This is a genomic window from Marinimicrobium sp. (genome assembly GCF_002695945.1).
GTDB lineage: Bacteria > Pseudomonadota > Gammaproteobacteria > Pseudomonadales > Cellvibrionaceae > Marinimicrobium > Marinimicrobium koreense.
Genome location: NZ_NZQP01000058.1, coordinates 1 through 22,678 on the forward strand (window position 1 = coordinate 1; position 22,678 = coordinate 22,678).

Sequence of the window (22,678 nt, forward strand, 5' to 3'; positions counted from 1 at the left end):
CCCACCGAAAGCGTCTCCGGGCTGAATACCCCCTGAGAGAGTTGGGCCCGCTGGTAGGCATTGGACAGGACGTCACCGAGCAATACCAGGGCGATGGAGGGCGGGATGATCTGCCCGAGGGTGCCCGTGGCGCAGATGGTGCCTGCGGCGAGCGACGGGTGATAGCCCTGGCGCAACATGGTGGGCAGCGAAATCAGGCCCATGGTCACCACGGTGGCGCCCACGATACCGGTACTGGCGGCGAGGAGCGCACCCACAATGATGACCGACAGGCCCAGTCCGCCGGGCAGGCTTCGGCAGGCGCGGCTCATATTTTCCAGAAGCTCTTCCGCTAGCCGGGATTTTTCCAGCAGGGTGCCCATAAAGACGAACAGGGGCACAGCCACCAGGGTGTAATTGGCCATGATGCCGTAGATGCGGCTGGGAAAAGTGCGCAACAGGTTGGGCTCAAAGACGCCGGTCACGATGCCGAACCCGGCAAACACCAGGGCCACACCGGCCAGGGTAAAGGCCACCGGATAGCCGAGCATCAATACCGCGCAGACCGCGGCGAACATCAGCAGTGGAATCAGCTCGATCAGCATTCCTCCTCCCCGGCCGCATCGGTTGGCGCGCTGTCGGGGGCCGGATAGCCCATCAGTCGCAAGAGATTGCGCAGGACTTCTGCGACCGCTTGCAGCACTAGCGTCACCGCCAGTAGAGGAATCAGGCTCTTTAGCAGATAAACCCAGGGCAGGCCGCCGGAGTCGGCCGAGACTTCCCGGATGCGCCAGGCGCTGCGCACGAAGTCCTGGCTGATCCAGCCAATAAAAATCGCCAGGGGGATCAGAAACACCAGGCTGCCCAGGGCATCCACCCAGGCGCGCCCCTCGGGGCTGAAGCGACGATAGAGAATATCGACCCGTACCTGCTTGTGGTGCTTGAGCGCATAGCCCGCCCCGAGCATGAACAGCGCGGCGTGCATATAGGTGACAGACTCCTGTAGTGCCACCGAGCCTTGTCCCAGGCCGTAGCGCAGCAATACGACGGTGCAGGTAATGACGACCATGACCGGGGCGAGCCAGGCGACGGTGCGCCCGAGCCCTTCGGTGCAGGCGTCAAGCGCGCGGATCAGCGCACGAACGGCGGCCAGTGGCTTAGGAGTCTGGGTGTCTTCGGGCATTATGATTATGGAGTCTGGGTGCTTCGAAGCGCGCAGTATACCGAATTAGGGAGCCGGGGTGAGCCCGACTCCCGGTGTTCCGGACGGTCAGGACCCGGCCTGCACGCCCAACTGCGAGAGCTTGCTCTGCGCGGCTTCACCCAGCTCGCCGCCGCCGGAGGCCACTTCACGGTAGTAACTCACGGCCGCTTCGCGATCGCCTCGCTGTTGGGCCAGCTCACCCAGGTGGTAACTGCCAAGCTGGGTCGGCAGCAGCTGGCGACTCTGCTCCAGATCCGCCCGCGCCTGGCGGGTGTTGTTCTGCTGTTTATGCAGCAGACCCCGGTAGACCAGCGGGCGGAAGAACTCCGGGTTGGCCGCGATGGAGCGGTCAAAGGCGGCAATGGCCTCGCCGGGCTGCTTTTTCTGCATTAACAACTGCCCTTTCAGCTCCCAGAACAGGTTTTCTTTGGGCTGGTGGTCAATGGCCTGCTCCACTAAGGCCAGAGCGCGGTCATACTGTTTTTCAGATGCGGCTTTCTGGGCCTGCTGATATTGCTCGTAGGCGGGCTGATCGCGCCGCAACTGCGCCATGGCCCGATCGAAGGCCGCCTTGTTGCGCACGCCCCCACCGTACTGCTCGGCCAGCGCCTTATTGGCGTTCACCCGCTCCTGAGACGGGGGGTGGCTGGCGAACAGCCCGTCCAGCCAGTTGCTCTGCCGACCTTCCGACAGTCGAACGAACGTCTGTTGTAGCTCTACGGCGGCCTGGGGGTCGTAGCCGGCTTCCACCATGTACTGGATGCCATAGCGGTCCGATTCCAGCTCGTGGCTGCGGCTGTACTTGGCCTGCCAGGCCATGGCGCCCACTCCAACTGCACCCATGGCCAGCCCGGCATACTCGGAATCGGACTGCGAAGCGGCCACTCCGGCGGCTAGCATTCCGGCCTGCAACAGCACATTGCGCGTTTGCTGCGAGGCGCTGTGGCGTGCGGCGGCATGGACAATTTCGTGGCCGAGCACCGACGCCAGTTGAGCCTCGTCCTCAAGTTCCACCAACAGCCCCCGGTTAATCGCCATCTTGCCGCCGGGCAGAGCCCAGGCGTTGGGGACCCCGTTATTCAGCACCACGATTTCATAGGGCAGGCCGGGACGATCGCTGACCCCCGCGAGCTTGTCCATGACCTGGCTGACGTAGAGCCCCAATTCGGGGTCGACGACGTAACGGCCCCCCTGGGATTGCTGGCTCGGCTGATAGTTTTCGGCGCCGATCGCCAGCTCCTGATCGGCGGACATCAGGGTCAGTTGACGCTCCCCGGTGACCGGATTGACGGAACAGGCCGTGGCGCCCAGTATCAGGCCAGTGACGGCCAGCAGAGACAGACAGCGTTTCATGAGAGAGGTCCTCCAGTGACGGCATGGGCCCATCGGGTTCAATGGGCTCAGTGTGTATAATGTTGCCCTTTATAGCAGGGGGACCCGAATGAAGAAAGCGTTGCGCACCATCGAATTATTTGCCGGTACCCGGCCGGACGGCCAGCCGATTGTGGAACAGTTGCCGGTCAATGAACTGGAATCCGGCGACCTGCAGCTGGTGCGCTCCCCCGCTTTTGCCCAGGGCATTGCCAGCGGCGACACCGTGCGGCTGCTACCCCAGACCCAGGAAATCGAGCTGGTGCGGCGCAGCGGCAATCTCAGTCTGCGGGTGTTCACCAAGGGCGATATGGCGCCCATTGCCGATGCGCTGGTGCCGGCGCTGGAAAAGCTCGGGGGTGAGCTGGATCTGCACAATGATCGTATGCTGGTGATCTCCATCCACGTCAGCTGCGGGTTTGAAACCATCGAAAAGCTCATGAACGAGGTATTGGGCAAAGACCCGGACAGTACCTGGATGTACGGCAATGTGTACGACCCGACCGATGGCTCGACGCCGCTGAACTGGTGGCAGGATGTGTTGAAGCCAGAGTAATGAAGCCAGAGTAATGAAGCTAAAGCAGTGAAGCCAAAGTAGTCCGCTGGAGCCGCAAAACGGCAGCACATGCCTGCCCTTACTAAACCGCCTTACCGACAGTGAGCGTTTGCGTTATGTTGATGTTGCTATCCCCCGCCAAGACCCTGGATTTCGAAACCGCGCCGGTCACCGACAAAGCGACCCAACCGGATTTTCTGGACCAGTCCCGGGAGTTGATTGGCGTCCTCAGAGATCTGGCGCCCCAGGACATCTCCAGCCTGATGAGCCTCAGCGACAAGCTCGGTCAGCTCAACTACGACCGCTACCAACAGTGGCACACACCCTTCACCTCGAGCAACGCCAAACAGGCGGCCCTGGCGTTCAAGGGGGACGTGTACACCGGCCTGAATGCCGAGCAATTCAAGGCCGGCGATTTCACCTTTGCCCAGAAACATCTGCGCATCCTGTCCGGACTCTACGGGCTGCTCCGCCCGCTCGATCTGATTCAGCCCTATCGCCTGGAGATGGGCACCAAGCTGGCGAATCCGCGCGGTGACAACCTTTACCAATTCTGGGGCGAGCGCTTGACCCAGGCCATCAACGAGCAACTCGCTACCCTGAAGAACCCGGTGGTGGTGAATCTCGCCTCCAATGAGTATTTCAAATCGGTCCAGCCGAAGCGGCTCTCGGCGCCGCTGATCACGCCGGTCTTCAAGGACTGGAAAAGCGGTCAGTACAAGATCATCAGTTTTTACGCCAAGAAGGCCCGCGGAATGATGGCGGCCTACGCGATTCAGAACCGCATCCAGGATGTCGAGGCGCTGAAGGCGTTTGATGTTGACGGCTATGCTTACAACGAAACTCTGTCCAAGGGTCTCGAGTGGGTATTTACTCGCGATAGCGCATAAAAACAATGTTCGAAACAACAAAATGATCTTAACGCGCCCTTACATCCTTTCGCAGGGCGCGTAAAATTGAATCCAGAGTCGGGACACTCGCGCCGTCCAGCGGTTTTACCTGCGGCTTGAAGCCACCTGTTAACCAAAGGAAGTGACCCTTGTCTGTCAGCCAGCCCGCACTCAGTCGCGCTCTGCACCACTTGTCCCAAGTGGCACCGGTGTCTTACCGGCGCATTTTTGCGGGTATCGGGCTCTATCATCAGCAGCACCTGTTCGCGATCATGGCGGACGATCGGCTCTACTTCCGGGTCGACGACGCCTCGCGCCAGCCCTACCTTGACCGGGCGATGCCCGCCCTTCAGCCGCGCGGCGCCGGTTCTTCCGTCAGTCATTTCTACCAACTGCCCGACGTGGTCCTTGAAGACTCCTCCGAACTGTTGTTCTGGATGCGGGCCGCGGTAGAGGCCAGCCAGGCGCCACTGCCGGAGCCGGCTTACGTAACCGCCCCCACGCAATCGCCCGTACGCCGCTTTTCTGCCGGCTGAGCATTCCCCATTGGCGTCATAATCGGCTACCCTTACTCATTATTGGGCATGTTCGGCCGATACCCGTCCTGTCGGTATGCCAAAAAACAACGTGAGAGTGACTGAATGGCAATTCGCATTCTGGTGGTCGATGACGCCAGCTTCATCCGCGATATGGTGAAAAAACAGCTCCGTGAACGCATTCCCGGGGTGGAGGTGTTCGAAGCGGTGGATGGCAATCGGGCGCTGGCGGCGATGAAAAACCAGACGATGGATCTGATTCTGTCGGACTGGGAAATGCCCAACATGAGCGGCGAAGAGTTGTTGCGCACGGTCCGCCAGCAGGCCGAAGGGGGCGATGTGCCCTTCGTCATGGTCGCCAGCCGGGGCGATCGAAACCATGTGGTGGCGGCCGTCGAGGCCGGTGCTTCGGATTATCTGGTCAAACCCTTTACCCCGGAAGAGCTTCTGCGCAAGGTGACCAAGCAGTTGGCGCGCGTGGGCAAAGTCCCGAAAGCCGGTGCTCACAGCGCGGCCCAGGGGGTCGCGGCGCACTCGGTCAATGTGCTGACCGGCGGTGCAGCGCGCTCCCCGAAACCGGAATCCCGGCCATCCTCCTCTTCAACCAAGAAACTCAAGGGTCGGGCCCAGTTGCGGCTCGGCAACCGAGGTGAGGGGTTGCGCTGTGTGCTGCGGGAGCTGTCTCCCGATGCCTTGACCGGATTGATTCAGCGTACCGATGCCCTGCCCCGCCTGTTTGACGCCGTGGTGGTGGATATCGAATCCGATGAGGGCGAGGCACCGTCGCAACTCAATGGCTATATACACAGCCTTCAGGCGGCCGAGGCCAATCCCGATACCCAGGTGGTTCGGGTGACGGTGCGGTTCGTCGACCAGGACGAAGAAAAGCAATCCGCTCTGAAACGCTACCTGGAGCGGTTATAACATCGGAATGGAGGTTATCCCTTCCGGCAATAACGATAATGATGAGTAGCAGTATGATATGGCGGTTTGATCCTCTTCCGGAAGACAGTGTGCCCCTGATGGCCGAGCATAATCCGGGTCTGGTGCTTCTGGCGGTACTTCTGGCGATTCTGGCCGCCTCGACCTTGTTGCCGGTTCTGGAGCGCTGCCGTTCCGCCGCTTCGCTCCGCTCGGGCTGGGGCTGGGTGTTGGCCGGTGCCCTGGCCATGGGTTGCGGCGTCTGGGCGATGCATTTCACCGCGATGCTGGCGCACCGTCTGCCGGTGGCGGTGACCTACTCGCCCGGTATCACCTTCCTGTCGATGGTGCCGATTGTGCTCGGCGCCGCTGGCACCCTGCTCTGTGCCCGCCTGCCCCTGCCCAGAAAACACCGCCTCTGGATCGCGGCCCTGTCGCTCGGATTGGGTGTGGGTGCCATGCACTATGTGGGCATGGAGGCCCTGATGGCGGCGGTCAGCATGCATTACCGACCGAGCCTGTTTGTGCTCTCTCTGGTGGTCGCAGTCGGGGTCGCCTGGCTGGGGCTGGGCAGTAATATCTGGTTGCTGCGGCATGTGCGCCGAATCTGGGCCTATTTGATTGGCGCGACCATTCTTGGCCTGGCGGTGTCCGCCATGCACTATGTGGCCATGGCCGCCACGGAGTTTGTGCCCAGTTCGCAGGGCGAAGTCATTGGTCTGGCCATGGACTATCAGGTGTTGAGCATTCTGGTGTCGGTGGCGGTGACCATCATCATCGCGCTGCTCTTCCTCGCGGTTCTGCTCGATCGTCGGTTCAGTCTGATCAGCGCGTCCCTGAGCAGCAGCGAAAAGCGTTTCGAGCTGCTGGCGCAAACCAGCGAGAGCGGCATTTTTACCTGCGAGCAGTCGTTCGACTACATCAATCCGGCAATGAGTGTCATCACCGGCTACAGCGAGGGCGAGCTGTACCAGATGCCGGTGTCCGATCTGCTTGGTTTTGATCCCGATCTGGAATTCACCGCCCGTGCTCAGGATGAGCATCTGTACCGGGAAACCTTTGTTACCACCAAGCAGGGTCATCACCGGTGGCTGTATGTGACGCTGGGGCGCCTGCAGAGTGGTGCCAGGGGATATCTGGGTAGCGCCTTTGACATTACCGAGCGCAAACAGATGGAGCAGGAGCTTCGCTACCTGGCATTCAATGACCCCTTGACGGACCTACCCAACCGCAAGTTTTTTATGAACCGGCTGAGCGCCTTGGTCAATGAGTGGGCCCAACGGCCTCGCTCGGACTCGATGACGCCGCCTTTCGCCGTGATGTTTGTGGACGTCAATCGGTTCAAACTGATCAATGACAACTTTGGTATGAGCAAGGGCGACCAGTTGCTCAAGGTCATCGCCCGGCGAATCAAGTCGGCTCTGCCCCGGTCGGGATTGGTTTCCCGGGTCGGCGGAGACGAGTTTGCAGTTTTGTTTGAGGGCGCTCCCCAGGTTCAGTTGATTGAGCGGGATGCGGAGCGGTTGCACCAGGCCTTTGAGCAGCCGTTTCGGCTGGGGGAGCAGGAGTTCTTTCTCTCTCTGAGTGTGGGTATTGCTCTGTTTCATCCCCGCTATCGCGACGCCGAAGCACTCTACCGGGATGCGACCCTCGCCAAAGAGCGGGCCAAACAGCAGGGCCAGACCCGCAGCTGTGTGTTTGATGCGGTCATGCACCAGAGCGCCCAGGGGCGTCTGGCTCTGGAGCGGGACCTGCGTCAGGCGCTGAAAGACGAGGCGTTTGAACTGTTGTATCAACCGATCGTCCGCTTGCCGGACGGTGAGTTGACCGGGTTCGAAGCCCTGATCCGCTGGCGCAAACCCGATGGTTCCCGCGTCTTTCCCGGCGAGTTTATCGCCCTGGCCGAGGAGACTGGCCTGATCAATCCTCTCGGCGATTGGGTCCTGCGTGAGGCCTGTCGGCAGATCGGGCAATGGCAACGGAACGAGGGGGCGGAGCAGGATTTCTATATCAGCGTGAACCTGTCCAGTGTGCAGTTTTTCCAGGCGAACCTGATCGAGACGGTACGCTCGGCCATGAGTGAGCACAGCGTCCAGCCCGGTCAGCTGAAGCTGGAGCTGACCGAGGGTATTCTGGTGGATGACAACCCGCAGATCGTGGACCGGATGCGTCAGCTTCTCGCCATGGGCTGCGGCATCATGGTGGATGATTTTGGCACCGGCTACTCGTCGCTGAGTTATCTGCAGCGATTTCCGCTGGAGGTGCTCAAGATCGACCAGAGCTTTACCGCCAAGATCAAGGAAAGCACCGGCCTGCACCTGGTGCGGGCCATCATTTCCATGGCCCATGCACTGGAGCTGGGGGTGATCGCCGAGGGAATCGAAAGCGAAGACGTCGCGCACTGCCTGGCGGGGCTTGGTTGCGAGCTGGGGCAAGGCTATTACTTTGCGCGCCCGCTGTCCGCCGATCAGGCCGGTCGTTGCTTTGAATCACCTCAGGCAGCGATCGGCGCGCATCAGAAGGGCCACCACTGAGTGGGCAGTTGGTCTTTCTGAATCAGGGCGGCGATATCCATACTCAGTGCGACCCCGGCATGGACCAGCACACCGCCCCAGATTGAGCGCGAGCGCAGCGCCAGTATACCCAGAAACAGGCCAAACAGGATGGCCCCGGTGGCTTCCAGCCAGAGCTTGGGGAAGTGGATCATCAGGTAGGGTACGCACATGATCCAGATCGCATTGGCCCCGAGTGCGGGCTGCACCGCCCGCAGCATGTAACCCCGGAAAAAGAATTCCAGCACCACGAACTGGGTCATATAGAGCGCTTCCCAGGCCAGAAAATCCAGCCAACTGCGCCCCGCGTGGGGGTAGAAGGGGTAGTGATTGACGAAATCTTCCCCCTGACTCACCAGAACCACAAACACCAGAATCGGGCTCAGCAGTAGCAGGTAACCCCGCCAATGCCGATGGGTTTCGCCCCAGCGCCAGCCAAAATCGCTCACCCGCTCGCGCCACAGGTATCGGATCACCAACGCCGGAATCAACAGAAAACAGATCAGGTGCCATCCGGTCCACCAGGCATAGCCCAGCAGATGTCGCCACTGGGACTGAAGCAGATCGTTGGTGTAGTGGTCGCCTGGCAGGGACTGCAACTGCGCCAGCCAACCGAGCAGCTCGTACAGCAGGTAGGAGTTCTTCGCGTAGTGCAGAATCAGCAGGCAGACACTGACGCTGGCGAGGGTAACGAACACTCGGCGCAGGGCCCGGGGGCGGCTCAGTTGGTAGGCGTCAGGGCTCTGATCGATTTCGTCCAGGCAGTCGAGAATACGGCCGGGATGCAGAAACGGTCGGGACCTTGTGAGAGACGGTTGAGGCATGGGGTGGCTCGACGAATCCGTGGCAAAGAGGCGCTATTTAACCTGATTTAGGCGCCGGTTGCGAACCTCATTGCCGGCCCGTCTGCCGGTACGGGAGGTGTGCCCGGGCCGCGTCGAGATAGCCCAATACCTCCTCACGCTCGCGCGCCACAAAGTGTTGCACCGCCTCCTGAAAGGCCGGCTCCACCAGCTGATGAAACGAGGTGGTCAGCCGGGGCTCGAAGCCCCGGGCCAGCTTGTGCTCGCCCTGGGCGCCACCGTCAAAGCGCGCCAGTCCTCGTTCCAGGACAAAATCCAGCCCCTGATAGTAGCAGGTTTCAAAGTGCAGAAATTCAAATTCCGCCCGACAGCCCCAGTAGCGGCCATACAGGGTGTTGCGGTCGAACAGGAACAGGGCGGCGGCAATTGTTTCCTCCCCCAGCCGAGCCTGCACCATCAGGGTCTGCTCGGGCATCCGCTCACCCAGTTGGCGGAAAAACGCCGGGGTCAGATAGCCGCCGTGGCCACTGCGCTTGAGGTAAGTCAGTTGGTACAAGCCATAAAACAGCGTCCAGTCTTCGTCCTGAATGTCCGCTCCGACTTTCCATTGAAAGTGAAAGCCCTGGTCGGCGACCTGGCGACGTTCCTTGCGCAGGTTCTTGCGTTTGCGGGAGCTGAGCTGGCCGAGAAAATCTTCAAAATCCCGATACTGGCGGTTTATCCAGTGGAACTGGCAGCCGGTGCGCTCCGCCAACCCGGCTGGCCGCAGCGCCTCGGCCTGCGTCTCGTCGGGAAACAGGCAGTGCCAACCCGAGGCGCCCAGGGTCCGGGTTTGCTGCTGCAGGGCGGCGATGGCCGCGGGCCAATACTGGGCCTCCTGCCCCGCCGCCAGCAGCCGCGGGCCCGTGCAGGGGGTAAATGGAATGGCGCTGATCAGTTTCGGGTAATAGTCCAGCCCGTGCTCGGCGTAGGCCTGGGCCCAACCCCAGTCGAACACGTATTCGCCGTAGGAGTGATCCTTGCGGTACACCGGCATCGCCGCCCTGAGGTCGCCCTGGTCGTCGCGTAACAGCAGGTGCTGAGGTTGCCACCCGGTGTCCGCTCCGACGCTGCCGCTGTCTTCCAGTGCCGCCAGGAAGGCGTGCCGGGTAAAGGGGTAATCCGATGGGCAGAGGCGGTCCCAGTCCTCGGGACTGACGGCGTCAATGCGATCGATGAACTCTGGGGTCATGGCGGTGCCTGTCGGGCCTGTTGCAGCAGAATCGGGGCTTCCACCTGGCGGTAGTAGTCGGTGAACAGCTCGAGAAAGCGGTATACGACCTCCCGGGCATAACGGTTCTCCGAGTTGGACAGAAACACCAGCCCGAGCTGCAGCTCCCGGTTGAACAGCACCTCGGTACGGGTGCCCTGCACCCAACCCCCATGGTGGACGAACTGGCGGTGCTCGCCAAAATCGAATACTCGCCAACCCAGGCCGTAGTGAATGTTGCGCAGCTCGGGGTGGGCCCGATAATGCGCCTGACGGTAACTGGTGGCAACCCGGGGGCTGTGCAACTGGTCGAGCACTTCGTGGGGCAGCACGTCGGGGCGCTGTCCCAGCTGGGCGCGGACCCACAGAGCCATATCGGCAATACTGGCATTGGCGCCGGCCGCCGGCGCCACATTGTAGTAGTTCCGGTCGGGTTCTACGGGTGCCCAGCGGCCGCGCCGTTTGATATGGGGCGTGGCCCGGTTGGAGTTGCTGGTAAACGCCCGCCAACCGAAGGAAGCGGTTTTCATGCCCAGTGGTTGAAACAGGCGTCTGCGGGTGAAGTCTTCGTAGCGCTCGCCGGTCGCCGCCATCAGAAGGTCCCCTACCAGGCTGAAGGCCACGTTCTGGTAGCTGTAGCAGGTGGATGGTGGGCAGATGAAGGCCACCTCGTCCAGCCGCCCGATCACCTTCTGGTAGGGCACATTGGCTTCGATCAGGTTGGTGTAGGCCTGGGGCATCAGTCCGGTGGTGTGGGACAGAAGGCTTTGCAGGGTGATTTTATCCCGGTAGTCCGGGTTTTTGACATCCAGCGGGAGAAACTGACTGACCGGCGTCTGCCATTGCAGGGCCCGGTCGTTCACGGCGACCCCGGCAGCGGTACCGGCGATGGTTTTGGATACCGAGGCGAGGCGAAACAGTGTGTCCCGGTTAATTGGCTCGTTCCCGCCGACCTTGCGCACACCGTAGCCACGTAGCAGTTCGATCTGCCCGTTGGCAATGATGGCCAGTGCCGCGCCCGGAATATGGGGCATCACCTCTTCCACTACGTACTGTTCGGTGGCCTGAACAAAATCGACCGGGCGATGCGCCAGGTCATTATCGGCCCCTGCCAGAGAGGACAGCAAAAGAACGGGCAACGCACGGACAAGGGGCGCTCGGAGAGTCGCCTTAAGGGAACACAATACAGCCATGATCACAGGTGGAATCAACAATCGATACTCAAAACGGCCACAGGATAAACGCAGTTGGCGCGAAATACACCAAAAAACACCTCGCCTACCGGCGTTAGTTTTTAGAGCAGGCCGTCATTTGGTGTGTTTTTCGCGCCAATGGTTCCGGGCAGTTTGGTGAGATTTGTCTCACCGCGCATCAAAGGGTCTTGAGATACTCCACCAGCGCCCAGCGCTCGGCCTCGGTCAAGGTATCGGTGCCGTATTCGTGACCCGTGTTTCGGTCTCCAAGCCGGTGCGTGGTCTGGGTGAAACCCTCGTAGCCTTCGGTGCGAAAGCCCACTTTGACCGGATCGAACTCCCGGCTGCCCACCTGAAAGACCTCAGGGCGATAGGCCCCCTCTTCCGGGTCACCCTCCTCCCGTGCCGGCAGTAGCAGGTCGTACAGCGTGGGCACTGAGCCATTGTGCAGATAGGGCGCCGTGGCCCAGATGCCGTTCAGGGATCGGCCCTTGTAGGCCAGCAGCGACTGGTAGGGGCGAGCCGTGGTATCCGGCCGATAGTCCCCCGCCTTGACGCTGTATTTGACGTCATTATCAAACCAGGACAGCCCCAGCACATAAAACCAGTCCAGGGTGCGCCGGAGTGGGCCTTTGTCGGCATCGGGGGTGGAAACCGCGCCTTTGGTTACCGAGGTGAGGATCTGCACGGCGGGCGCGGTCGCCTCCAGGACCAGAGGGCCTACGGTTGTGTTCTGGTAGGTATTCTCGAAGTTTCCCGACTTTCCCTGATAATTTACGCTGTTTTCCGCCGCCTTTGGGTCAGTCTTCAGTATCTCGATATCTGTCATTTCGGCCACCACCAGACGGTCCCAGGCGGAGCGGTCGATGACCTGGTGGCAGCTCTGACAGTGCTGGGCATAGAGGCGCTTGCCCAGGGCGGCTTGCTCCCGGTTGATTTCGCCCAGTATGTCCTCCGGCCATTGCGGCGAGGTAAGGCGACCGAGGTGAGCCTCCAGGCGCTGGAGGTTGACCAGATCAATGCTGGAAGTGAAGGCGATGCGCTCCCGTTTGTTGCTCTGACCGGTTAGGTGTCCGGACAGACTGAAGCCGGGCTCTTTCACTTCCCAGTCCAGTTTGGCAAAGACCCCGATCACTTCCCCGACGTTGCGCCCCAGGGGCCCCAGGTCGGCGTTATTGGCCAGTCCGTTCCACTGCAGGTAATCGGAGTGGGTGATGTCCCACAGGAACGGATAACTGACCGGCGCATTCGGCTCGTTAAGCAGCTGGTTTCGCAAGCGCAACAGGTTGCGCTGGGACAATCCGGGAAGCCCTTCGTCGCTCGACTGCAGGCGGCTTACGATGCGGGTGAAGGCCGTATCATCGATCAGGGTGGGCTCGATACCTGCCAGAACCCGGTCCACCTCGGCTTCGGTGAGCAGCAGCTCGCCGGTGGGTCCTTCGGCGGCGAGCAATAGATCCCGCATCTGTTCCCGGTTGACCACGTGGCGCAGCACCCGATTGTAGATTCGGCCAAAGGCATCCAGGCGACCGTAACCGTAGCGGATATGGCTGTGATTGATGGTGTTGTACATGCGGATCTGTTCGGTCCACTGGGCCAGGTCCGCCTCGACGGCCTCGGGCGAGCGATAGTCATTGTCCCGCTGTAGGACTCGATCAATAAACCGTTCCCGTTTGGCGGGAATATCCCGGGCCGCCGACAGCGCCTTTTCCAGTCCGTGCAGGAAGCCGTCCATATCCGCCAGGGCGGGGCCGCCGTCGATGCGGATGGCCTGGCCCTGATAGTTCACCTGGCCGGTGTGGCAGGCCGCACAGGTAAAGCCCAAATAGTCTTTGCCCTGGTAACTGTCCTTGGCAAACCCCACCGGTAGACCGTCGGGATTGAAGAAGGTGGGTTTCTGGGGCAGGTAGCGGTAGCGGTCCATGTTGTGGTCCGAGCGGAACAGCTCCTCCGAGGCGGGCTGCTCGAGGGCCACGAACAGGTCATAGGGCAGCAGGGCCGAACCCTGGGTGGTGTTGTAGTACCAGAGGGTGTCGGCCGGGCTCCAGCCCTGGTCCAGGTAGATGGGCGTCGAGTAGCTTTCCCCGAAGGCCCCGTCTTCCAGCGCGATGGCGCCCCGGTCCGGATCCCGATCCAGGTGTTGATAAATCTTTCCGGAAATGAAGGTGAGGCTGAGCCCGATCACCACGGCGACAACAATGCCGAGGATGAGTTTCAGACGATAACGAAGCGCGAGTAGCACGACAAACGCGAGCCGCAGCAGTGCCGGCAGAGGCATGACAAACTCCTTTAAGCGGTGATAGGTTCCCTACTTCTTGATGTAAACCTATTATTATTCGATCTGGTTGCCCGGTATTATGCCTTTCCCCGTCGCGACTGCAAGTCAGTGCGTTGGCTCGGGTTCTTTGGGCAGCGGCAGGTCCGGGAGCCGTTCGGTGGTCAACAGCAGCCCCTGCTGGTAGTACTCGGTGCTCTTTTTGTGTTCTCCCATATGGGCCAACAGACGAGCCAGCTCGGCACAGGTTTCCGGGTGCTTGTGCAGGGTCAGGCTGCTCTGAAAGTAATCCCGGGCTTTGCCCCACAGCTGATTGCGCAGGCTCAGGCGGCCGAGGGTGAGCATCAGCAGGGCATCGGCGGGGCGCTTCTTCAGCCAGCTTTCGGCGGTGATCAGCTGTTGTCCGGCATCGCTGGCCCGAATCAGGCCATAGAGCCGAACCAGCTCGGGGGACCAGTGTTTTTCCAGGGTTTTGCGCACCTGGGCTTCTGCTTCGACGTGCAGGTCGTTGTCCACCAATTGCTGTGCGTACAACAGCGCCACATCGGGTTGTTTGCGCACCGCGCTGGGGATGTCTTTCCAGGTGCCCACCAGGGCCTCGCGCGCCCGCTCCGGGCCGAGCCCACGGACCCGCTGCCCGGCCTGCTCGAGTAGGGCCCGGTGCAGCTGGCTGGAGAGTGCTTCAAGCGCGGCTTCGTTCTGGTTGCCGTACGCACGGAGACTGGGCATCAACTGCTTGAGCGATTCCCAGTCGTGCAGGGCGATATACACCTGGCGCAACAGGTCGAGTACCACGGGATGTTGGGGGGCTTTGCGTTTGACCCGCTCCAGGGTGGCCAGGCACTGCTCGTAGCGTCGGCTCATCAGCTGCATACGCGCCTGGGTCAGGGCGACCGCCAGCTCGCTGTTGGTGCTGCTCTGCTCGGCCTTGTGCAGCAATTCCAGNGCGGTGTGATTATCGCCCTGCTCAAAGGCGCAGCGGGCCGCNGCCAGATAATTGATCAGCGGCGTNCCGGATTTGGGCGCCGCGCNCAGCAGTTTGCGCTGGGCCTGTTTCCAGTTCCCCTCGATGAAGCTGACCAGGCCGCTGGCGGTGCGCCGTTGGGCCCGGGCGCTGGTGCCNGANAACAGCCGTTCGGTGACGGCCTGNCCCGCCCTGATGCTGCCCCGNAACAGCCGCAATACCAGCCAGATCAATCCCAGCCCTCCGAGCANCAACATCAACGCCAGCCAGAAGCTCATTTCCACNCTGGTGTTGCCCAGCGCNATCAGAACATAGCCGCTGTCGGCCTGAATGGCGCTCAGCGTCAGNGCGCCGAGCAACATCGCGACAATCAGAATCAGCAGCGTCCGTTTCATGAGTCGGACTCCTCACCCGGNGCGCGCTGAAAGTCCGGGGACAGCCGGTGTTGTTGCTCGATGTGTACCTCGAGCAGCTTCAGGGCGTCATTGAGGTCCGGCAGCTCGGGAGCGATATCGACGGCGGCCAGCTCGCGCAGGCTGGACAGGGCCGATTCGGTCTGGGGATTGAGGGCGTAGTGTTGTTCGAGCCAGTCGGCCGCGCGGGTGAGGCTGGANTGATAGAGCTCGGTCTGCTCCCGCAACAGCGCCGCCTGGGCCTGCTCCAACATCAACTGCAGTTGCTGGCGCAGAATGAACTGNTCGCGNGGGTCNGCCAGGGNNGCAATGGGCTGATCNTGATGGCGAATCCGGATATGGCCACTGATACGCTCGACCAGGCGGGCGAAACTCTGTTTGATGGTNGCCCANGGTCCGGTGTTGGCTTCAGCCGACGCNTCATCGGGGACGGTGNTNTCGGGTGNGCTGCGCATGGGTTCCACCAGNGGCAGNGTNGGNACCTGTTCGTTCAGGGCCAATAACCGCAGGTACAGACCCTCCCGATCCACCTGATCGGCGAGCTTCAGGGCCTGGATGTCCCGCGCCAGGGCCCGGCGGATCGGCAGCAGGTCCGCATCGCCCAGGTCGCGCAGAATGGCATCGGTGGTTTCCGCCAGGGCNAGNGCATTGCGGCTGTCCCGCTCCAGTACCAGGCGCTGGTTGGCCAGGCGCAGNAGGTACTCGGCCTCGGCCAGCTTCCAGTCCTCCCGGTCGGTGCTGGCGATGGCGCTCAGGCGGCGGTCNACCCGGTTCAGNCGCTGCTCCATCTGGCTGATGATCTCGGCCTGGCCTCGCTGGGCGCTTTGCACATCGGCTCGCAAATCGCTGCTGAGCTGACCGGGCAANTGGTCGAGGGNGCGGTCCTGCTGNCGGAGGGCCTGGGATTGCTCGGCCAGGCGCTGCTGCAGCGCTGTCACCTGCTCGCGCTGCTGTTCCAGATCCTGCCAGACCCACCAGACGCCGTATCCAGCGGCCAGGGGCAGGCCGACGCAGATCAACACCAGCAGCAACCAGCCCCATCGGNGCGCACGGCCGCTTTTGTTGGCCGGTGTTTTCTTGCTGGNGCGTTTGGGGGTGCCCTTGTCCGCCCTGTCACTGGTGGTGTCCGCCGGTGTCTTGTCGGCGGGGGGCGTGGATTCCTGGGTNGTGTCGTTGGTCTGGTCGTTATCAGTCACAGTCGTGGGTTCCGTCTGTCTGCAAAAGGGTCGGGTCGATGGCGGCNCGTTCAAGGGCGGCCAGCATACCCGGGTCGGTGGCGTTTTCNGCGGTCAGCACGCGGGTATAGCCCAGNGCGCGCGCCTGCTGGGCNACCCGNTCCCCGGGCACCAGCAGTGTCCCTCGGGCCAGGCGCCGAGCCTGGTCGGAAGGCAGTGCCCGGCGGACCTGATGAAAGTTTTCCAGGGTCTCACCACTGTGTAAGGCCACCATCAGGGGTGTTTCGTTCAGTTCCACCAGCGCCTGGTTCAGCTGTGTGGCGGCGTCATNCGGGCACTGGCGTTGGTANANCTCACAGTAATCCACCCGGGCACCGCGCTCACGCAGTGTCTCGGCCAGCACGCCCCGGCCGCCCACGCCGCGGAAGATCACAATGCGCTCGCCCGCCACGGATTGCAATTCGGGGGCCGCCAGCAGGGCCTCACTGTTCATGGCGCCGTCCGACTGCCAGGCGGTCACCGGTACGCCATAGGCTTCCAGCGCCCTGNCGGTGCGTTCGCCGACCCCGTAATACTCGATCCGGATGGGCAACTGCGGCCAGTAATCCTCCAGCCATTCAAACGCATAGGCGACGGCGTTCTGGCTGACGAAAATCGCTTTCTGGTAGAGGTCGAAATCCAGTATGCACTGTTTGATCGCCTGCTTCGCCTCGGGCGTCGAGACCGGGCTCAGCGTCAGNAGGGGGGCGACCACCGCGTGAGCGCCCCGCGCCCNGAGTGTGTCCGCCCAGGCCTCGGCCTGGGCTTCGGGCCGGGTGACCAGCACCTGCAGGCCGGTCAGCGTGTCCGCTCCGGCGCTCCGGGTCACTTCAGCTCCCGTCCGTACACGTCCGCCAGAATCCGGTCGGCGCCCGCCGCCAGCAGCCGCTCGGCCAGCGCAATGCCCATCGCCTCACCCTCGGCGACCGGGCCACGAATCTCATCGTAGAGCATTTCCGTGCCGTCCGGTGAGCCCACGAGACCGCGCAACCACAGCCCCTCATCACTGGGTATAGCATAGCAGGCAATGGGCACCTGGCAGCCGCCTTCCANGCGCCGGTTCATGGCCCGCTCCGCCAATACCAGCTCTGCGGTGGGCTCGTGGTGCAGGGGGGCGATCAGCTCAATGGTGCGCAAATCCTCGGTGCGGCACTCAATGCCCACNGCGCCCTGCCCGCCCGCGGGCAGGGACTCCTCCGGGGCGATGCGGCTGCGAATCCGCTCCTNCAGCTCCAGACGCACCAGGCCNGCGGTGGCCAGGACAATGGCGTCGTACTCGCCGTCGTCNAGCTTGCGCAGGCGGGTCTGCACGTTGCCGCGAAGAAACTTGACCTCCAGGTCCGGCCGGGCGGCCAGAATCTGGCACTGCCGGCGCAGGCTGGAGGTGCCCACCACGGTGCCGCCGGGCATATCNCTGAGCTGGTCGTANCGGTTGGANACAAANGCATCGCNCGGATCNTCCCGCGGGCAGATGACCGGCAGGCCNAGCCCCTCCGGGAACTCCATGGGCACATCNTTCATGGAGTGCACNGCGATATCCGCCTCGCCACTGGTAATCGCGTGCTCCANCTCTTTNACNAACAGCCCTTTGCCGCCCACTTTGGCCAGGGGCACATCCAGAATCTTGTCNCCCCGGCTGACCANGGGCACCAGCTCCACGGTCAGCCCCGGGTGGTGGCGNTCCAGCTCGGCCTTGACGTATTCGGCCTGCCAGAGTGCGAGCAGGGATTTGCGGGTGGCGATGCGTAGGGTCTCGGACATAATTCATCCCGTTGCGAGTGCGTGTCAGTGCGGGATGATACCAGACCAGGTGAGAGAAAAAGTGGGCATGATTACAGCGATTATCCTTAGTTAGGTTGTTTGCTTTCCTGGAGCGCCGCGGTATCGTCATGGTTCGTTCATTCGCTGTGGGNGTGATATGAGGTGTGACATGAATTACNACAAAATGGTGCCACCTGANGAAAACCAGCCGATGGATTGGTCCATGGAAAGTATCATTCAGGCNTTGGAGTCAGACCAGCTTAGCTGGCAGCCTGTCTTCCAAGGTGAGTAACGCCGCTATCCGTTATGGCGTAGATCCGGAGGATTCGACCAGATTGTTGGCCTATAGTAATGAGGGCACGCAAGTAATTTCGGACCAGTGATTACTCACTTTTCGAGCGTTCAGCGCGGGCGNTGGCAGAGGGAAAACAGAAGGAGTCGTTGTGCAAAAGGCAGCTATTGGNGTGTCATTGGCGTTGGGTATTATGGGCACGATCTATTTGTNTCTTGATCTGTCTTCCGAAGACACATTGCCGGAAGGATCAGCTATTGATAGCCCCGAAGANGACAGGTCGNGTTCGGTAAACTCTCCCGATATTCAAGCNGAAGAGGCCATCTGGCAAAAGCTGGGTGATCGTCTGGCGGGGCGTATGGCATCGTCGGGCTCAGATGAGTTGCCGCTGAGTCCGCCAGACGAAGCCTCGGAACCAGTATTTGATACCCGTGCCGATTGGTTGGCTGCGGCAGGGGTTACAGCCGAGGATGATGCGGAAGCGCGCCAGTGGGCGTTCGACCGTGGCTTTGAGACGCACTCTCTCGGGTATGAATTTTACGATCATGAAACGCTAAAGTCTCTCGCAGACGCCGGGGACATTTTTGCCATACAACGGCTTGCCGAGCACGCGGCNTGGAAAGAGGGCCANCTGGAAAAAGCGGCGGTTCTCTATCGCGAAGCGGCTGTTCGTGGTTCGGTCGTGGCGGTCGATCGAATGGCGGGAAATGAGGTGGCCATGGCGCAGCGAGCGAACGTGAGTGATCGGCGCGATAGCACGAAACGCCATCTCATTAATGCTCTTGCCTGGACCGCAGTACTGAGGCGTCGTGTGGGCGACCTGCCCATGCCGGGTTTGAGAGAGGATTTCATACTCTCGCAATTGGAACGGTTTGAGGTGACTTTGAATGANGCGGATTTGAACTCCATCGACGTTCAATCACAAGCCCTGTTCCAAGACCTAATGCAGACTCGAGCTGAGCTGGGATTTGACGAATTTGATAATTCANTANCCNTCTTGTACNAAAAACTCAAACGCCATGGNCTGGAANATGCNGCGATAAGAAANCCCTAGATTNTNTGNAGCAGNTCCTTCAACGCNCTGGCATGNCGCCGGCTCACCGGCGGCCGNTGGTCGGTATCCGCCAGACGCACCTGATANTGTCCNTCATTGTCCCGCTCCATGGCCTGGATGTGATTGACCGANACCAGCACGCTGCGGTGGGTGCGCAGAAAGCGATCGCCGAAGGCCTCTTCCAGCTCCTTCAAGGTGTCGTCCAGCAGGTGCTCGCCNCGGTCGTGATAGACGGTGACGTACTTCTGGTCGGCCATAAAATAGCGCACGCTATCGAGGGGAATCAGCTCGACGCCGCGGGGNGTTTTNGCGCTGATATGGNTGCGNTCTNTNNCNGCCGGGTGACGGNNCTGNTGGGCCCGNTTCTGNAGCTTGTTGGGCNTGCGGGCTTTTTCCAGNACTTCCAGNAANTGNTCGGCGCGCACGGGTTTGAGCAGATAGCCCACNGCCTGGGTTCCGAAGGCATCCAGGGCATACTCGTCGAAGGCGGTGCAGAAGATGACCGCCGGTGGGTCCTCGAGCTCGCCGATCCGGTGGGCGGCGGTGACGCCGTCGTCNCCCGGCATGCGGACATCCAGCAGGACCANATCCGGGTCGTGGTGGGCAATGGCNGNCAGAGCCGAGGNGCTGTCGCCGGCCTGGGCCACCACGGAATAGCCGTCCAACTGGTCGACCATGCGAGCCAGTCGCTCGCGGGCCAGNGGTTCATCGTCGACAATCAGGACATCCATGGGTCACTCCGTCGGGTAAGTGATGATCAGGNTAAACCTACCGCCTTCGCGGCGCTCGGACAAGCNCGCNGCCGGNCCAAAGTGCGCCTGCAGNCGGTGGCGGACATTATCCAGNGCCATGCGGTTGGTCTGNCGGGCCTGCTCCGGGTGGCGGTCGGCNGGNAGNGGGTTATCGATNCGGATCGCCACCTGGTTGCCGGAGCGGGCGATCTGNATCTGGATGTCGCCCCCCTCCGGNCNCGGCTCGATGCCGTGGAAAACGGCGTTTTCCAATAGCGGTTGTAGCAACAGGGCGGGAATGGGCGTGCTCTCTGGCAGCTCGTCCAGATGCCAATCTACTCGCAACCGGTCTCCCAGGCGCAGTTGCTCCATGGCCAGATAGCCCCGGCATAGCGCCAACTCCCGCTTCAGGGGAATCAGGGCCGGTTCGGCCAGGCTGGCGCGAAACAGCCCGGCCAGATCCTCCACCGCCCGTTCGGCCCGGTCCGGCGCCGTGGCAATCAGACTGGCGATGCTGTTGAGGCTGTTGAACAGAAAATGAGGGCGAATGCGCGATTGCAGGGCCTGAATCCGGGCGCTCAACTCGGCCTGCTGTTGGTTGCGCAGCTGCTGCTGCAGATACAGGTAGCGCAGGCCGATGCCCGCCAGAATGGCGGCGGCCAGCAGATTCTCCGCCAGTTGCCAGCCGTCGAGCCGAAGCTCGGCGCCCAGAAAGGCCTGCAAGAGCCACTGCCCGAGCAGGGAGAAAATGACCGTCACGGCCAGCACCAGCCCGTAGCTGAGAGCGCCGGCCCGCACCGGGGTGCAGCGGTTCAGGCGCGGTTGCAGGCGGCACAGCAGAACCGCGCTGACCAGCACGATCCACTGCACCAGAAAGGAATACAGGGCGATGGCATCCCAGCTGAGCTGGGCCAGGCCCCGGTTGATCATGGCCAGCAACACCGCCAGCAGCTCCGCCACCAACACCAGCAGCAGCACCGCCTGGGGTGCACACAGGTTGGGCAGGAAGCTTGTGCTCTCGCCGGAGGCGGGTCTGGCTGTTGGGTGATCCGTCAAAGTAGGCCTCGATTACGTTATACTGTGCGCCTTTCGTGCCGCTATCCTACGCGTTTTGCGCGTCCTGGGGCGATTTACGCGCCCGATTTGTGAACCAATTATTATCTACGTCCAATTACAGCGAGTGTCTTCATGAGCCAGAGTGATCAAAACACCGAGTCGACCAACCAGTCCTGGGGCGGTCGCTTCTCCGAGCCCACCGATGCCTTTGTGGAGCGTTTTACCGCCTCCGTCGGTTTTGATTATCGCCTCTACGCTCAGGACATCAAGGGCTCCATCGCCCATGCCACCATGCTCGCCAAGGTTGGGGTGCTGACCGAAGCCGAGCGGGACCTGATNATTGAAGGCCTCGAAGGTGTACGCGCCGATATCGAAGCGGGNAAATTTGAGTGGTCCGTGAGCCTNGAAGATGTGCATATGAACATCGAGGCGGCNCTGACCAAGCGCATTGGCATCGCCGGCAAAAAGCTGCACACCGGCCGNTCGCGCAANGATCAGGTGGCCACCGACATTCGCCTNTACCTGCGCGATGCCATTGATGTGATCAGCGGCGAGCTGAGCCGTCTGCAGACCGGCCTGCTGGATCTGGCCGAGCGCGAAGCCGACACCATCATGCCCGGNTTCACCCACCTGCAGACCGCCCAGCCGGTCACTTTTGGCCATCACCTGCTGGCCTGGTTCGAAATGCTCCAGCGCGANCACGGCCGCCTGCGNGACTNCCGGGCTCGNCTGAANCAGTCGCCNCTGGGCGCCGCCGCGCTGGCCGGTACCACCTACCCCATCGANCGGGCCATGACNGCCGAGCTGCTGGGNTTTGACAAGCCCACNGAAAACTCCCTGGACTCGGTCAGCGACNGGGANTTNGCCATCGAGTTCTGCAGTTTCGCCAGCATNCTGATGACCCACCTGTCCCGCGCNAGNGANGAGNTGGTGNTNTGGACCTCGGCCCAGTTNGGNTTNATCGANCTGCCCGANCGNTTCTGCACCGGNTCNTCNATNATGCCNCAGAAGAANAACCCCGATGTNCCCGANCTGGTGCGCGGTAAAACNGGNCGGGTCAACGGCCATCTGATCAGCCTGCTGACCCTGATGAAGTCCCAGCCNCTGGCCTACAACAAGGACAACCAGGAAGACAAAGAACCGCTGTTCGACGCCGTTGACACCGTCCGNGATTGCCTGCGTGCGTTCGCCGATATGATTCCGGCCATTGAGTCGCGTAAAGACAATATGTATGAGGCGGCCAAGCGCGGTTTCTCCACCGCCACCGACCTGGCGGACTACCTGGTGCGCAAGGGCACTCCNTTCCGGGATGCGCACGAAGTGGTGGGCAAGTCCGTGGCCTATGGTCTGAAAACCGGNAAGGANCTGTCGGAAATGACGCTGGANGAGTTGCAGCAGTTNTCCGATACCATNGAGCAGGATGTGTTTGACGTGCTGACTCTGGAAGGCTCCGTGGCGGCCCGCAACCACATCGGCGGCACTGCCCCGGATCAGGTGCGCGCCGCGGTCCAGCGAGCGCGAACCACCTTGTGAAGCTGATTGAGCCCAGTGTCGGGTTACGCTTCGCTAACCCGACCTCTCATAACTCAGTCAAGTCCCTTTATTTAATCATTTTACCTGCCTGTTGGGCACACGAGTCTGCTGGCATTGCCTGAGTCGTTGAC

Annotated in this window: 19 protein-coding genes; 6 read left to right on the top strand and 13 right to left on the bottom strand. The window is 61.7% G+C overall.

Annotated features, from left to right (window positions below):
- The 3 genes from CMG77_RS13035 to CMG77_RS13045 form a co-directional block, all read right to left on the bottom strand.
- Positions 1-584: TRAP transporter large permease subunit (locus CMG77_RS13035; protein WP_286904769.1), on the bottom strand; the 584-nt coding region annotated here is incomplete at its 3' end.
- The gene (locus CMG77_RS13040) at positions 578-1,162 is read right to left on the bottom strand and encodes a TRAP transporter small permease subunit (RefSeq protein ID WP_286806711.1); all 585 of its coding nucleotides are present in this window, start codon (positions 1,160-1,162) and stop codon (positions 578-580) included. The genes CMG77_RS13035 and CMG77_RS13040, both read right to left, overlap by 7 nt.
- Before the next feature lie 87 nt (positions 1,163-1,249).
- Positions 1,250-2,536, bottom strand: a complete 1,287-nt coding sequence (locus CMG77_RS13045) for a M48 family metalloprotease (protein WP_286806712.1) — start codon at positions 2,534-2,536, stop codon at positions 1,250-1,252.
- A gap of 88 nt (positions 2,537-2,624) precedes the next feature.
- On the opposite strand from CMG77_RS13045, the gene CMG77_RS13050 reads away from it, so the two are divergent.
- From CMG77_RS13050 to CMG77_RS13070, 5 genes are all read left to right on the top strand, one after another.
- Positions 2,625-3,110, top strand: a complete 486-nt coding sequence (locus CMG77_RS13050; RefSeq protein ID WP_123638731.1) for a DUF4265 domain-containing protein — start codon at positions 2,625-2,627, stop codon at positions 3,108-3,110.
- Positions 3,111-3,226: 116 nt separating this feature from the next.
- Entirely contained in the window at positions 3,227-4,000 is a 774-nt protein-coding gene (gene yaaA / locus CMG77_RS13055; RefSeq protein WP_286806715.1) for a peroxide stress protein YaaA, read from the top strand.
- 149 nt (positions 4,001-4,149) lie between these two features.
- Positions 4,150-4,536 carry a TfoX/Sxy family protein gene (locus CMG77_RS13060; RefSeq protein ID WP_123638729.1) on the top strand — a complete coding sequence of 129 codons (387 nt, stop codon included), beginning with the start codon at positions 4,150-4,152 and terminating at the stop codon, positions 4,534-4,536.
- Positions 4,537-4,641: 105 nt separating this feature from the next.
- Complete coding sequence (locus CMG77_RS13065; RefSeq protein ID WP_286806717.1) at positions 4,642-5,460, top strand: response regulator; 819 nt, start codon at positions 4,642-4,644, stop codon at positions 5,458-5,460.
- Positions 5,461-5,513: 53 nt separating this feature from the next.
- Positions 5,514-7,991, top strand: a complete 2,478-nt coding sequence (locus CMG77_RS13070) for an EAL domain-containing protein (protein ID WP_286806719.1) — start codon at positions 5,514-5,516, stop codon at positions 7,989-7,991.
- Here CMG77_RS13070 and CMG77_RS13075 read toward each other — a convergent pair.
- From CMG77_RS13075 to CMG77_RS13120, 10 genes are all read right to left on the bottom strand, one after another.
- Positions 7,973-8,833: a CPBP family intramembrane glutamic endopeptidase gene (locus tag CMG77_RS13075; RefSeq protein WP_123638726.1), complete on the bottom strand. Its 861-nt coding sequence runs from the start codon at positions 8,831-8,833 to the stop codon at positions 7,973-7,975. The genes CMG77_RS13070 and CMG77_RS13075 overlap by 19 nt on opposite strands.
- 67 nt (positions 8,834-8,900) lie before the next feature.
- Positions 8,901-10,043 carry a GNAT family N-acetyltransferase gene (locus CMG77_RS13080; RefSeq protein WP_286806722.1) on the bottom strand — a complete coding sequence of 381 codons (1,143 nt, stop codon included), beginning with the start codon at positions 10,041-10,043 and terminating at the stop codon, positions 8,901-8,903.
- Complete coding sequence (locus tag CMG77_RS13085; protein WP_286806724.1) at positions 10,040-11,200, bottom strand: serine hydrolase domain-containing protein; 1,161 nt, start codon at positions 11,198-11,200, stop codon at positions 10,040-10,042. The genes CMG77_RS13080 and CMG77_RS13085 overlap by 4 nt, the downstream gene beginning before the upstream one ends.
- Positions 11,201-11,432: 232 nt before the next feature.
- The gene (locus tag CMG77_RS13090; RefSeq protein WP_286806726.1) at positions 11,433-13,532 is read right to left on the bottom strand and encodes a di-heme-cytochrome C peroxidase; all 2,100 of its coding nucleotides are present in this window, start codon (positions 13,530-13,532) and stop codon (positions 11,433-11,435) included.
- 105 nt (positions 13,533-13,637) lie between these two features.
- Positions 13,638-14,888 (bottom strand): heme biosynthesis HemY N-terminal domain-containing protein, encoded by a 1,251-nt coding sequence (locus CMG77_RS13095; RefSeq protein ID WP_286904772.1) that lies wholly within the window; start codon positions 14,886-14,888, stop codon positions 13,638-13,640.
- Positions 14,885-15,694: a uroporphyrinogen-III C-methyltransferase gene (locus CMG77_RS13100; protein ID WP_502691912.1), complete on the bottom strand. Its 810-nt coding sequence runs from the start codon at positions 15,692-15,694 to the stop codon at positions 14,885-14,887. The genes CMG77_RS13095 and CMG77_RS13100 overlap by 4 nt, the downstream gene beginning before the upstream one ends.
- Positions 15,695-16,094: 400 nt before the next feature.
- Positions 16,095-16,949, bottom strand: a complete 855-nt coding sequence (locus CMG77_RS13105; RefSeq protein WP_286904775.1) for a uroporphyrinogen-III synthase — start codon at positions 16,947-16,949, stop codon at positions 16,095-16,097.
- Complete coding sequence (gene hemC, locus CMG77_RS13110; RefSeq protein ID WP_286904776.1) at positions 16,946-17,881, bottom strand: hydroxymethylbilane synthase; 936 nt, start codon at positions 17,879-17,881, stop codon at positions 16,946-16,948. Before hemC ends, CMG77_RS13105 begins: the two co-directional genes overlap by 4 nt.
- 1,342 nt (positions 17,882-19,223) lie before the next feature.
- The gene (locus tag CMG77_RS13115) at positions 19,224-19,958 is read right to left on the bottom strand and encodes a LytR/AlgR family response regulator transcription factor (protein WP_286904777.1); all 735 of its coding nucleotides are present in this window, start codon (positions 19,956-19,958) and stop codon (positions 19,224-19,226) included.
- 3 nt (positions 19,959-19,961) lie between these two features.
- Entirely contained in the window at positions 19,962-20,888 is a 927-nt protein-coding gene (locus CMG77_RS13120) for a sensor histidine kinase (protein ID WP_502691913.1), read from the bottom strand.
- Positions 20,889-21,146: 258 nt separating this feature from the next.
- Here CMG77_RS13120 and argH point away from each other — a divergent pair, with 258 nt between their 5' ends.
- Positions 21,147-22,547, top strand: coding sequence for an argininosuccinate lyase (gene argH, locus CMG77_RS13125; protein ID WP_286904779.1), 1,401 nt, complete (start codon positions 21,147-21,149; stop codon positions 22,545-22,547).
- The last annotated feature ends 131 nt before the right edge of the window (positions 22,548-22,678 follow it).

What these genes read in the sequence shown, in the direction of transcription:
- CMG77_RS13040 (WP_286806711.1), bottom strand. Translation starts at nt 1,162, where the DNA reads ATGCCCGAAGACACCCAGACTCCTAAGCCACTGGCCGCCGTTCGTGCG.
- CMG77_RS13045 (WP_286806712.1), bottom strand. Translation starts at nt 2,536, where the DNA reads ATGAAACGCTGTCTGTCTCTGCTGGCCGTCACTGGCCTGATACTGGGC.
- CMG77_RS13050 (WP_123638731.1), top strand. Translation starts at nt 2,625, where the DNA reads ATGAAGAAAGCGTTGCGCACCATCGAATTATTTGCCGGTACCCGGCCG.
- yaaA (WP_286806715.1), top strand. Translation starts at nt 3,227, where the DNA reads ATGTTGATGTTGCTATCCCCCGCCAAGACCCTGGATTTCGAAACCGCG.
- CMG77_RS13065 (WP_286806717.1), top strand. Translation starts at nt 4,642, where the DNA reads ATGGCAATTCGCATTCTGGTGGTCGATGACGCCAGCTTCATCCGCGAT.
- CMG77_RS13070 (WP_286806719.1), top strand. Translation starts at nt 5,514, where the DNA reads ATGATATGGCGGTTTGATCCTCTTCCGGAAGACAGTGTGCCCCTGATG.
- CMG77_RS13075 (WP_123638726.1), bottom strand. Translation starts at nt 8,833, where the DNA reads ATGCCTCAACCGTCTCTCACAAGGTCCCGACCGTTTCTGCATCCCGGC.
- CMG77_RS13080 (WP_286806722.1), bottom strand. Translation starts at nt 10,043, where the DNA reads ATGACCCCAGAGTTCATCGATCGCATTGACGCCGTCAGTCCCGAGGAC.
- CMG77_RS13090 (WP_286806726.1), bottom strand. Translation starts at nt 13,532, where the DNA reads ATGCCTCTGCCGGCACTGCTGCGGCTCGCGTTTGTCGTGCTACTCGCG.